Origin of the sequence: Dokdonia sp. Asnod1-B02 (assembly GCF_045063955.1) — a bacterium.
Lineage (GTDB): Bacteria > Bacteroidota > Bacteroidia > Flavobacteriales > Flavobacteriaceae > Dokdonia.
Genome location: NZ_JBEFNW010000002.1, coordinates 2,388,743 through 2,401,360, shown reverse-complemented (window position 1 = coordinate 2,401,360; position 12,618 = coordinate 2,388,743). Strand labels below are relative to the sequence as shown.

12 protein-coding genes are annotated in these 12,618 nt (G+C 38.1%); 4 read left to right on the top strand and 8 right to left on the bottom strand.

The genetic code is table 11. From position 1 onward, the window contains the following. Positions 1-79: 79 nt before the first annotated feature. Positions 80-1,609, top strand: a complete 1,530-nt coding sequence (locus ACJJVU_RS10925; protein ID WP_405225280.1) for an alanine/glycine:cation symporter family protein — start codon at positions 80-82, stop codon at positions 1,607-1,609. Between the two features lie 82 nt (positions 1,610-1,691). Here the strand turns inward: ACJJVU_RS10925 and ACJJVU_RS10920 are convergent, their stop codons facing one another. The 5 genes from ACJJVU_RS10920 to ACJJVU_RS10900 all read right to left on the bottom strand — a co-directional run bounded on the left by ACJJVU_RS10920 (position 1,692) and on the right by ACJJVU_RS10900 (position 6,911). Further along, positions 1,692-2,405: a pirin family protein gene (locus ACJJVU_RS10920; protein ID WP_405225277.1), complete on the bottom strand. Its 714-nt coding sequence runs from the start codon at positions 2,403-2,405 to the stop codon at positions 1,692-1,694. A 109-nt stretch (positions 2,406-2,514) separates the two neighbouring features. After that, complete coding sequence (locus ACJJVU_RS10915) at positions 2,515-3,018, bottom strand: GreA/GreB family elongation factor (protein WP_405225274.1); 504 nt, start codon at positions 3,016-3,018, stop codon at positions 2,515-2,517. A 5-nt stretch (positions 3,019-3,023) separates the two neighbouring features. Beyond that, positions 3,024-4,763: an FAD/NAD(P)-binding protein gene (locus ACJJVU_RS10910; RefSeq protein WP_405225271.1), complete on the bottom strand. Its 1,740-nt coding sequence runs from the start codon at positions 4,761-4,763 to the stop codon at positions 3,024-3,026. Positions 4,764-4,864: 101 nt separating this feature from the next. Further along, a complete protein-coding gene (locus ACJJVU_RS10905; RefSeq protein ID WP_405225268.1) occupies positions 4,865-5,425 on the bottom strand; it encodes a hypothetical protein in 561 nt (186 codons plus the stop codon). Positions 5,426-5,621: 196 nt separating this feature from the next. Beyond that, a complete protein-coding gene (locus tag ACJJVU_RS10900) occupies positions 5,622-6,911 on the bottom strand; it encodes a DUF2254 domain-containing protein (RefSeq protein ID WP_405225265.1) in 1,290 nt (429 codons plus the stop codon). 395 nt (positions 6,912-7,306) lie between these two features. Here ACJJVU_RS10900 and ACJJVU_RS10895 point away from each other — a divergent pair, with 395 nt between their 5' ends. Then, positions 7,307-8,188 carry a hypothetical protein gene (locus tag ACJJVU_RS10895; RefSeq protein WP_339844938.1) on the top strand — a complete coding sequence of 294 codons (882 nt, stop codon included), beginning with the start codon at positions 7,307-7,309 and terminating at the stop codon, positions 8,186-8,188. Between the two features lie 93 nt (positions 8,189-8,281). Here ACJJVU_RS10895 and ACJJVU_RS10890 read toward each other — a convergent pair whose 3' ends face one another. The 3 genes from ACJJVU_RS10890 to ACJJVU_RS10880 form a co-directional block, all read right to left on the bottom strand. Next, positions 8,282-9,082, bottom strand: a complete 801-nt coding sequence (locus ACJJVU_RS10890; RefSeq protein ID WP_405225261.1) for an MBL fold metallo-hydrolase — start codon at positions 9,080-9,082, stop codon at positions 8,282-8,284. A gap of 63 nt (positions 9,083-9,145) precedes the next feature. Beyond that, on the bottom strand, positions 9,146-9,607 hold the full coding sequence (locus ACJJVU_RS10885) for a GNAT family N-acetyltransferase (RefSeq protein ID WP_405225258.1): 462 nt from the start codon (positions 9,605-9,607) through the stop codon (positions 9,146-9,148). 30 nt (positions 9,608-9,637) lie between these two features. Further along, a complete protein-coding gene (locus tag ACJJVU_RS10880) occupies positions 9,638-10,216 on the bottom strand; it encodes a hypothetical protein (protein ID WP_405225255.1) in 579 nt (192 codons plus the stop codon). A 375-nt stretch (positions 10,217-10,591) separates the two neighbouring features. On the opposite strand from ACJJVU_RS10880, the gene ACJJVU_RS10875 reads away from it, so the two are divergent. Both ACJJVU_RS10875 and bshB1 read left to right on the top strand, forming a co-directional pair. Beyond that, entirely contained in the window at positions 10,592-11,767 is a 1,176-nt protein-coding gene (locus ACJJVU_RS10875; protein ID WP_405225252.1) for a trans-sulfuration enzyme family protein, read from the top strand. Positions 11,768-11,897: 130 nt separating this feature from the next. After that, the gene (gene bshB1, locus ACJJVU_RS10870) at positions 11,898-12,614 is read left to right on the top strand and encodes a bacillithiol biosynthesis deacetylase BshB1 (protein ID WP_405225249.1); all 717 of its coding nucleotides are present in this window, start codon (positions 11,898-11,900) and stop codon (positions 12,612-12,614) included. The last annotated feature ends 4 nt before the right edge of the window (positions 12,615-12,618 follow it).

Here is a 12,618-nt window from a genome sequence, read left to right as displayed (position 1 = left end):
CTATGTCTTTTTGAACACTACGTAACCTTTTATAGTGAGCATAAGTATATGACTTTTGAGAAGATCAAAAACATATACTATGAATCTCTTTTTATGTATTCAAAATAGCTCTCTAGATGAGCGTATTAATGAACAATTTGATAAGGCAACTAGCTGGTTTGTAGATGCAGTAATGTGGCAAATTCCCATTACAGAAAATGTGGGCTTGCCTTGGGTACTTATCGTTCTTATTGCTGGAGCTACATATTTCACCTTCTATTTTAAAGCTATTAATGTAAGAGGTTTCTGGACTTCTATTCAGGTTGTGCGAGGTAAGTATGATGCAATAGAAAAGGGAGGAGAAATGCATACACCCACAGTAGATATACCTGACACTATAAGAGATGAAAGTGAGCAGGGAGAGGTAAGTCACTTTCAAGCCCTCACAGCAGCATTATCTGCAACAGTAGGACTTGGTAATATTGCAGGTGTTGCAATCGCACTTTCTATAGGTGGTCCAGGTGCAACTTTCTGGATGATTGTTGTCGGGTTGCTAGGTATGTCATCAAAGTTTGTTGAGTGTACGCTAGGTGTTTCTTATAGAGAAGTAGCAGCAAATGGAACTGTATATGGAGGGCCTATGTATTATTTGAGTAAAGGTCTCAGGAGTAAAGGATTCACAAAACTAGGAAAGGTGCTAGCTGTTGTTTTTGCTATAATGTGTATAGGTGGGTCTTTTGGCGGAGGTAATATGTTTCAGGTAAATCAAGCATTTAAGTTATTCGAACACGTCACGGGAGCAGAGCAAAGTTGGTTTTATGGTAAGGGATGGCTTTTTGGACTTATAATGTCCATACTTGTAGGCATCGTTATCATAGGAGGAATAAAGAAAATAGCCACGGTTACAGATAAAATTGTTCCGGCTATGGTGGTGATGTATGTACTTGCCGTGCTCACAGTAATAGGGCTAAATATAGACGCTTTGCCTGCAGCATTACTAAGTATATGGGACGGAGCATTTAGCCCAGAAGGTGTTACTGGTGGTTTTGTAGGTGTGATGATACAAGGCATTAGGCGTGGCGCTTTTTCTAATGAGGCGGGTATAGGAAGTGCCTCTATCGCACACAGTGCTGTGAAGACCGATTATCCAGCAAGTGAGGGATTAGTAGCTTTGCTAGAGCCTTTTATAGATACCGTTCTGGTTTGTACAATGACTGCCTTAGCACTTATTATAACAGATACACTAGTGGTAGGGGCAATTTTGAATGATGAGCAAGGCGTCTTGCTCACGGCATCTGCGCTGGAGAGCGGGATTTCTTGGTTTCCATACTTACTTTCTTTTGCAGTGATACTTTTTGCCTTTTCATCTATGATATCGTGGTCTTATTACGGGTATCAATCGTGGAGTTATCTCTTTGGGAGAGGTAAAAAAGTGGAGTATGCCTATAAGACGCTCTTTTGCATATTTGTAGTAATTGGTGGTGCAGCTAGTTTAGGAGCGGTCATAGGCTTTTCTGATGCAATGGTATTTGCGATGATGGTACCTAATATGATAGGGCTTGTGATACTTGCTCCTAAGGTTGCAAATGAGTTAAAGAAATATATGTCTGTCATTAACAAGAAATCGTAATGCGTTAGGGATAGAGGCAATTGTTGAAGCTCCTCGTAGAGAGCGACTGCCGAAAGCCCGACCGACAGGTAACGCCCAACTATTAAAACTGCATAGGCACCTCGATAAGTAATATTTTGGAATCAGATTGTGCAGTGATTTCTAGCTCGGCAATGTCATAAACTCCTATAGCATCACGCCTGTCTAGCAGTTCGCCAGCGGCGTGGGCGCTACCTTCAAGTACAAAAATAAAAAGGCCATTCCCTTTTTTATGTAATTTGTGTACAAGCGTTTGCTCTTGTGTAAACTCCCCCATATGAAACCAAGCGTCTTGGTAAATCCATACGCCCTCATCATCTTGATTTGGTGATAGTATTTGTACAAATTCATTTTTGAGGTGATGTTCGTTTATTTTAATCTGATCATATCGAGGCGAGACTGGGCGCTGGTTAGGCATAATCCAGATTTGTAAAAACTGTACCTCGCGATCACTATTTTTATTATACTCACTGTGATCTATTCCAGTCCCGGCACTCATCACTTGGATGTCACCTTGCTGAATCACCGTCTGATTACCCATACTATCTTTATGCTCTAGATCACCAGAAAGCGGGATGGATACAATTTCCATATTGAGATGCCTGTGCATATCAAAACCTCTACCAGCAGCTACGGTGTCATCATTGAGCACACGCATCGCTCCAAAGTTCATACGGTTGGGGTTATGGTAACTCGCAAAGCTAAAGGTGTGAAAACTCTGTAACCAGCCGTGGTTTGCGTTTCCTCGACTGTTTGCTTTATATAGAATCGTTTGCATAGGTGATAAATTAGGGATTGAGTAGCTCTATTTTTGGTTATAAAGTTACGATATGTGAACTTGTTTTTGAGAGTCTTTGTTACGCTTTCGCGAAAGCGTAAACCTCATACTACTCTACGTAGGCTATATTTTTAATAGTGAGTTTCTTCTCCTCATTACCTAGCTGAAATGTAGTTGTTTCATCCACCTTTTTGCCAATAAGGGCTCTAGCAATAGGAGCGGTGAAGGCAATTTTTTTGTCTTTTACACTAGCCTCATCTACGCCTACAATCTGGATGGTAATGGGCTTAGGCATACCAGCGATAGTATAGGTGACTGTGGCGCCAAAACGTATTTCTCCCTCATCCTTAATATGATCAAGTAGTCTTGCGCTCTGTATGCGTTCCAGTAGTAAGTTGCGCTTCCCATTAAGAACTGCGAGTGCGCGCCTGCGCTCGCGCTCATCTGTTTCATCTAGGGTGGAGATTTTATTATCTAGCGTACTAAGCTCTTCCTTAAGCTGCGTTAATCCGTGTTTAGTGACGTAATTTGTTACACCATCTGGTAGTGCTGCCCTAGGCGGAATTATAGGAGTTTCTTCTTGGTCATCTTCTTTTACAAATCCTCTGCTCATTTTCTTTATTTTTCGTTCTTCATTAAGGCTATACTGCGCTCAGACCAGCTTATAGTGCGCGGTCCAAAACATTCTAAAATTGCATCTACACCTATCACACTTCCCTTAGATAATCTACCTAATACCGCTAGTGGTACAAAACTTTTGCCCTCGGGTACTTCTACATAACCATAATCGTCTGTGCGTATGCCTAGATCTGTATGTTTAGGCTCAATCATCTCGTTGTCTAGTAAGTTTTTTATAATTGGTGTATCTACCGTAACAAGCTGTGGTGAGTCTAGTACTGAGTTAAGCGTTACGTCTACGGTAACCTTATTACCATCCGATTCAAGTTGCCAGCCTCCATCTACGCAAGTGATTTCTGGATTATTTACAAAGTCAAGATCTAACAATCCTGCTTTTGCAAGCGCAATAAGTTGTTGTATACTTTCAACAGGAGGGCCGTAAGAATATCGTTTTGATGCTTCGTCTAGCGCAATAACTTCTGCCACTACATCATCTGCAATTGCTGGATATGAGAACTCTCTGTAGATTGTAAGCTGGCAGTGTCGCCATACTTGACCTATAAAATAGTCGAGGCTTACCGGTGCTTCTCCTACTGCCATTTCCACTTGTTGTTGCATCATTTGCAAGACAGGTTTTTGTTGGGATAGGAGTAGGAGATGCGCTAGTGATTTATTGTTGAGGTAATTTATCGTCAAGAAATAAACTTCTTCTTCGGTAAGATCGTGTTGTATGGCTTTGTCTCCTAATTTTAAAAATAAAGGTGCTACAACTGCTGCCATTGCTTCTAGTAGAAAGTATTGATCCTTGGCAGGGTGATCGCCGCAGGCGCCTTTATTTATCGCTTTCGCGAAAGCGTTTATAGCATCATCACTTGGCATAAACCACTTATCTACCGCTTTATTTATAGGTTTTGGCACCATAGGAAGTCCGTCTAAGGAAAAGGGAACAAACCGCTGTGGATGGTTTTCTCCAGCGTGAAAAGCTACTTCTTTGGTATCATTATCAAATATCTCAAAATGTGCACCGCGCTGCAAGGTGAGTGCACGTATCTGATCAATCATTGCAAGTCCAAAACCTCTAAAAGCAACTACGCTCTCTGAGGTGATGTTTGCATCTATCATTTTTTCTACGGGATAGGCTTCTGTAAATAGTAGGGCGTTATCAGTTTGTGCAACGTGATCTTTCCATTCTTGCAGCTGCTCTGAGAGCTCCGTATCCTGATGTCCTATTGTGAGGACCACTTCTTCTATTTCTTCTACAGACTGCGTTGATGTTATTGCGGTAAAGTGTGGCGCGATATAAGTTAGTTTGGTAACAGTCTCCTCAACAATCTTTAATAAATCAAACCCCTTAAGCGCACTTGTAATAGTCTCAAAACGAGCATTAAGGTAGGTTCCCATCTTTGCCCGTGGAGGAAACTGATCTGGATGCGTCGCTGGTGGATTTTGTTGTTCTTCTGGTAACCACTCCGTATATGAGGGAAATGCAGGGATGATATCATCACCTAGTTTTATTTCTGGTCTGCCAGGTAAGTCTTGTAAGGCACGCTCAGTAATATTAAGCCAGTTGCTCGCCACTTGCTCAGGATTCCATACCCAGCCTGCTCCAGGATATTTAAAAGGTTCAAATAAGGTGACTTTTATTTGAGCATCTGGAGCGTTATTGTAGAGCGCAGTAAAAAGGTTTTCAAGAGCAAAAAGTCCTCTGGGACCTCCTCCTATTATGGCGTAGTGTTTCATAGGTTGGTTGTTATACTCACCCTTTGTAAAAGGGCAAGTGTAACAAAGCTATGGCATTACTACGCTAGACGGTAGTTGTTTAAGATTGTGTTAGGAGTTATTTAAGACCCCATACTGATAGTTACGTTATTTGAAAAGCGCTCGTTGTTCACCACAAATCGTGTGTGCAACTCTTTAAATAAATCTATAAGTGGAAGCACAGGACTATTCCAATTATCAAATTCTAGATGATATTTTGCTATCAAAAGATAATGATCATCCTCGTTTGTACCCGTAATTATAGGCTGGAAGCTATCTTCTTGAGCAATTTCTTTTAAGATTGCAATATAACTGTTGTTTCTTAAAAAATCAGTCATTTGAGTGCTGTCGCTATTGATATTAAAGCGCTTTGATTTGCCTATAAAAAGTGATTTAATATGCGAGTTTGTAGTTAGTTCAAAAGTGTGACTCTCTGGCTGTTTTGGTAACTTCATAGAGATATGACCAGAAAATTCTTTTCCCGTGATATTAATGATGTTCATCTCAGTATCTCCTACAGGAATTGTTAAGAGATACTGTACTTTAGGAAGGCGTATGCCGCCACCTATACTAGTATCTTGATCTTGGTATAAAAAAGTACCTCCTTGCTCTGTCGCTATATTTTGAAAAAATGATTTATACATACCCTATATGTAGGAAAGTATTTCACTTTGTTACATTAACTGCGTTTTTTTAATCTGTAAAGTCTAAAAACCAACGCATACGTAAACGTAAGGTACTTTATCAAGTATTACAATCGCTAGTAGCTAAAGCATTTTTACAAATCTAGCCTGAAGCATTATTAGGATTGTGAACTGGGTGGTTATGATTTATTTTATTCTACTTAAATTTTTCAGTAAACTCTTTTAGATTCTTTAAATCTGTTTCATTTTTAATATATGCCTGAGCATCTTCTAGAATAAGATGAGCCTGTGTATCTATTACTTTCTTATAATTATCGTCTATAGTTTCTACATTTTTGAGGTAATATAGAGAGGTCAACATTTTTGTCATCATTATAAAATCAGATTTACAGTACTGACGTAAGCTAGCGAAAATAAAATAGATAAGCTCTTCAAAATCAACAGTGTCTAAGGAGACGACAGCTTTATCTTCATCATTTACTACGTAGCTATTATCTTTTTTAAGCATTCTCAAAGCAAAGAGTTCTGTGAGATAGTCAATACAGGTTATAGCAGTTCCTGGGTCGTTAATTCCCGGACTCATTGCTTTTACTGCAATTTCTGTGAGCTGTTTAAAACCGAGTACATAATTGAGTTTTACTATCTCACTACGAGAAAATCCAAAGCATGACTGTAGCATCTCCTGATTTTCTTCGTCTAGTTCTTTATTCACTTTTACAATAGGGACATCTACAAGTACAAACTCTCCTTTAGAAACGAGCATTTTTATGGAGATGTCACAGTCTTTGGCTAGTTTAGATAGGGAATCAAATGCAATATCATTGAGATATCCAGACGAGGTACTTTTATATCCATGCCATTCAGAAATATCATCAAAAATATCTAGTCCTTGAACCTCACTCTCTTTATCAATGAGTCCTTGTAACCTCTTGTGAGCCGCAACAAAAATTCGATCTGTAATATTGTTAATCTGTATTGCTTGTGAGATAGAGTGAATAAAATAGATAAAAGCCGCAAGTACGTGAATACTTAAAACAATACCCACAAGTACTGCAAATCCAGGTAGCTGATTCTTATCATCTGTAGGAACAATACTCAATAATATGATGATGCAATAAATGATTACAGCAATATAAAAACCTAATACATACTGGTGTTTTTTATTTGATATAAGACCTGGAAGAATACGAGGAGAGTAATTACTCGAAGCTTGGTTGAGCAATAGCATCACCATAGAGAAACTAAAAACCATAAGAGAGATAATCCCTCCTATAAACGTACTCAACAAGGAGCGAGCAGTATCTGCATTATTAATAACGAGCCACGGGAAGTTGTCAATAAAGTATTTGGAAACCCCTTGTTCCTCTATGTAGAGCATTAAAAAAGCAAAAGCAAGTCCCATTAATGCGATAATGCTGGGAAAGAAGCCTATGTTTCCAGTAACTTGACTATATAGTAATCTGAGTTTTGTGTAGATTTTATTCATCACTGCAATTTCCGTAAAATAGTTTGAGTAGGTTTCTTTTTTAATATTAGTTAACAGTGATAGCAGCGTGTGTTGAGGTGTTATGCTTTCGCGAAAGCGTAAAAATGAAAGTTCAATACTTATAAAGCTTAATTATTCTATACCGAATAATACTAATAACCAAACCTTCCAGCCGCTGTATGTAAATTAAGAATTTCAAAATCAATGGTAGTGCGGGTATAAGCAGACTAATGTTTAAGAATCTCATCTCCTACAATCTAAGCCTTGAATATATTTTAACATTTTTTAAAAGTTGGCGTTAATTGTATGGTAAAAAGAATATTTTCGCTAAAGCGTTTATAATAAAATCCAATTCTTTGCATTAAACGTATAACCATTAAAACAACTATTAAATTATGGATAACGAAAAAAGTGGAAACGGGATTAAGATTATTGCAGGAATTCTTGCAGTACTTCTTGTCGTAGCCGGTGCCTTTGCTGTAAAACTGTATAATCAAGAGAAGGATACAAAGAGCCAACTCACAAAGGAAAAGAACGTAGTACTCTCAGATCTTAAAGAAATGGTGAGTAAATACGATGTAGTCATTGAAGAGAATAATCTTAAGGATACAGAACTTAATGATGCGCGTGATAGAATCCAGAAGCTCATAGGTGATATTGAGGAAAAGGATGCAACTATTGCAAGTTTAGGAAAGTATAGAGCAGAAGTATTTAAATTACGTAATGAGCGTGATTTCTTATTTGCTCAAAACGATTCACTACGCGGTAGTAACCAGATGCTGGCTATGCGTATAGATAGCACAACTTATGAACTTGAAGTACAGCGTGGAGTAGGGGACTCCCTTACGTTAGAAAACTCTGCACTAGCAGAAAGAGTAACCTTAGGATCTGCGCTTGCAGCCAACAAGCTTAGAGCAGTAGGAGTTATAGAGCGTTCTTCTGGAAAACTTGTAGAAAACGCAAATAACAAACGTGTAGATAAGTTAAGAGCTTGCTATACAGTACCACAAAACAGACTTGCCGAAGCTGGTGACCGTGTGTTATATGTACAAATCATTGATCCTTCTGGAGCAACACTAGGAGAAAATAAGCAAGTTGCCTTTGATGGTAAGGTTGTTAATTATAGTGCAATTTCTAAATTTTACTATGAGAACACTGCACTTGATATCTGTGAGAATGTAGGTAAAACAACAAAGGATTTTCTTGAAGGAAAGTACGAAGTAAATGTTTTTGATAAAGGAGTACTTATTGCTCAAACATCATTCAGTTTAAAATAGAAGATACTTAAGTAGGTTAAGTAAGAAGCCGCAATGCGACCTAGGTCCATTGCGGCTTTCTTTTGTTATAAACGCTGCTATTAAAATGCCTATTTAGTCACGATTAGGATACCAGTCTAGCTGTACAACCTCAATAGCATCACTTCCTTTATTCACAATAGATTTGAATGTAGCAACATCACTCAGACCGTCAGACCCTCTGTAATGAAATGGATATACTTGTGTAGGTTTAAAATCTAAAACTGCACTAGCAGCACTCTCTACCGTCATAGTGTAAGGTAAGTTCATACATACAAAGGCAATATCAATATCTTGTAGGCTGCGCATCTCTGGAATATCTTCTGTATCTCCAGAAAAGTAAACTCTCTTACCATCTTTCTCTAGTACATAACCATTACCCCATCCTTTTTTGTGACGGCGTTCCTCTACTGGACCTAGATTATACATGGGTACAGCGTTTGTTGTGATACCTAAAGTTTCTATTTTTTCTCCGTTATTTAAGATATCTAACTTTGAGCTAAATGCTTCTGGCATTTTTTCTGCTACAGATTGTGGCACAACGATTCTTGCGGTTGAGGTGTCTAGACCTTCGAGCGTTTTTACGTTGAGGTGATCTCCGTGTAGGTGTGTAATTACAATAAGATCTGGCTTTTTATAACCTTTATAAAGCTCAGGTTTTCCCACTGGATCTACATAAACGGTTCTGCCATCCCAGTTAAGAATAGTAGACGCATGCTCAATAGGGATAATTTCAAACTCTTTTACTTCTGAGTCTGTTGTGGTAGTTAGTTCGTCCACTTCTTCTACAGTGGTAACGGTTTCCGTTTCTTTTACTGTTTCTTTACAGCTGCTCATCGTACAAGCGATAAGAAAGAGGGTACATAAATATTTCATAACATTGTTTTAATGGATTACATTAACAAAGTTATCGTCTTGTATGTTACATTTTGACAAAAATTAGTTAAATACGAGTTCCATTTTAATGTTTGCGCGCTTGTAGACCACATCTTCTTCAAGAGGAATTTCTATAAAACCCCATTTTTTATAGATATGAATGGCATTTTCTAGCGTACGGTGTGAGTATAAGATGAGTTTGCTGAGGTGTTGCGCTTTCGCGAAAGCGATACAATGTGCAATCAATTGCTGTCCAATACCCATTCCTCTCGCCGAAGGTGAGACTGCCATTTTTGTAAGTTCTAACGCACCAGTATTTCCAGTAGGCATAAGCGCTACCGTACCTAGAATTTTATCATCTTTTGATGCAAAGAAGATAAAACCTCCTTTGTTAATGATATATTCTTCGGGATTACTCAATACTTTGAGATCATAAGGCTCTACGTAGAAAAAGGCCTCGAGCCATTCTATATTTAGAGTTTTAAAATCTGTAGTAAATTGAGAATTGTATGGAATGATGTTCACAGTGATTAGTTTGTAAAAGTTGTGATTGTTTTAATGTGATTTTACAGCGCTTAGTTCTAGTATACACTCTTCTCTTATCTTCCATATTTCATCAAGACTATATGCTAGCTTATCTCTTTCTATCCAATCTTGTAGTACAGATTTGTGATATTCTTCCTTATAATCCTGTATCTGATCTGTATCTATAGTGGTTTGCATAAGTACCGCATCTCTCCATTTCATACTGTATGTTCCAGCAAATGTATAATCATACATCTCATCATCATATGCCAGTACGGTATGTGCCTCCAGTATATAAGGTAGGTCATACTTTTCAAGCACATTACCTATGCCTGGGGTATTGGTATTATCCATGGCATAAATTATGAGCTCTAGTTGCAGTCCATAGATTGCATGCTCATCTGTGAGTGCCTTTAGAGTTGCATGCTTTGTACTACATGTGCCTTGCCCTTCGGTAATCACAGATCCCAATTCTAAGGGGTCTTTTAACCTACCATATGGAAGATTGTGTATAGCACGTATAGCATCGTAAAATGTTCTTATTCCTTTATTAATAAAAATGTCACCTACGGTATTTCCTGGCGTAATGTTAAAATTAGGTATGATCATAAAATTCCTTCGTCTGCGCATCATTATTTACTGGGGAAGTATTTAGAGACAATAACTTAACGCATTATAAAAAGGTAGGGGTTTTCGTGATTATTAAATATGATATTTTTTTCTAATTGGATAAAAGTCATTAGCTCCATGAGTTAAGAATTTCTTTATAAATATGGTCTAATGGTACTTTTAACCGTTTTAAAGGTAGGGACTTTACTTCATTATCTATCTAAGATTGTTGGGAGAATTTCATATTAAAATGTAAAATATTGAACGTTAGACTTGTAAGAAATTTCTTTATTAATACTATGGTAAACTATAATAAATTGGCTGATTTACTGTAACCCTTTTTTGTATTTTTAGATTTGAAAAAAAACATAAACTATGAGTAAATCACATAAAGGCCTTAATACAATTTGTACGCATACAGGAGAAATTAAAGACGAGCAGTTTCAAGGAGCTGTATCTCCTATCTACTTATCATCTTCTTATGCCTTTATGGATGTAGATGTAAAGCGCTACCCTCGCTACTTCAATACTCCTAATCAAGAAGGATTAAGTAAGAAAATTGCTGCCCTTGAGAAGACAGAGGCTGGAATGATCTTTGGTAGTGGTATGGCGGCAGTAAGTACTGCATTGCTAGCTTTTTTGAGAAGTGGTGATCATGTGGTACTTCAAGAAACATTATATGGAGGTACGTATAACCTAGTAGTTGAGGAATTTGAGAAGTACGGTATCACATATTCATTTACTGAGGATTTGAGTGAGGCCGCTTTCGCGAAAGCGATAACTCCACAAACTAAAGTGATTTACATTGAGACACCTTCTAATCCACTTATGAAGGTTACAGATATGAAGATGGTTGCTACACTTGCCAAAAAACACGGCATTGTGACCATGATAGATAATACATTTGCCTCTCCAGTAAATCAGAATCCAGCAGATTTTGGAATTGATATTATACTTCACTCTGCAACAAAATATATGGGAGGGCACAGTGATATCTGTGCAGGTGCTATTGCTGCGAGTCAAGAACATATGGATCGCATCTGGAATCTGGCAAAAAATCTAGGGGGAAGTCTAAGTGACCTTACCGTATGGATGCTTGAGCGTAGCATGAAAACCATGGCACTACGTGTAAAAGCTCAAAATAGAAATGCAAAGAAAATAGCCAAATGGCTTGATAAGAAAGACGAGATAAGTCGGGTGTACTATCCGGGATTAAAATCTCATCCAGATTATAAACTAGCCAAAGAGCAGATGAGCGGTTTTGGTGGGATGATGTCCTTCGAGTTAACATCACATATAGATGCCGAAGATTTTCAAAAAGCGCTACAACTTATTAAACCTTCAATGAGTCTTGCAGGTGTAGAGAGTACGATGTTATGTCCAGCACAAACTTCACACTCATTACTAGGAGAAGAAGAGCGAGCAAAACAAGGTATCGCAGATGGCTTAATTCGTTTTTCTGTAGGAATAGAGGAGAAGGCAGACCTCATGGAAGATATAGACCAAGCGCTTAAGGCAGTTTTGAAAAAGACAGTACTGGTAGCAGATTAACACTCCATTGCGCTTAACTTTTTATTTGTTCTTAAAAGTGGGTAATTAAATAAAGGGAAATGTCATTCACACGTAAGTTTGATGACTATATAACATTAATCCAAAAGATACTCGCACAGCGAGCATACATATGAAACTAGATATACTTGCCATAGGAGCACACCCAGATGATGTAGAATTAGGCTGTGGTGCAACCCTAGCAAAGGAGATAGCAAATGGAAAGAAAGTAGGAATACTTGATCTCACAAGAGGCGAACTAGGAACTCGAGGTAGTGCAGAGATACGCGATGAGGAAGCTGCAGCTGCAGCAAAGATTCTAGGTGTAGCAGTACGTGAGAATATTGCACTTGCAGATGGTTTCTTTGTGAATGATAAAGAGAGCCAACTCAAAATCATCGAAGTAATAAGAAAGTATCAGCCAGAAATAGTGCTTTGTAATGCAATTACAGATAGGCATATAGATCATGGAAAGGGAAGTAAACTTGCAAGTGATGCTTGCTTCTTGAGCGGATTGAAAAAGATAGAAACCTCTGTAGACGGAAAGTCACAAGAAAAATGGCGTCCCAAAACAGTATATCATTATATACAATGGCAACACATAGAGCCAGATGTAGTGGTAGATGTAAGTGGGTTTATAGATAAAAAGTGTGAAGCTGTCTTTGCATACAGCTCGCAGTTTCACGATCCAAATAACAAAGATGGTGATACACCTATTTCTAGCGAAACCTTCAAGGAGAGTATTAATTATCGCTCTAGAGACCTTGGACGTCTCATAGGTACAGAATATGGAGAAGGTTTTACGGTAGAGCGTTATCCAGCGGTAGAAAGTTTATTTGATTTAAAATAATTAG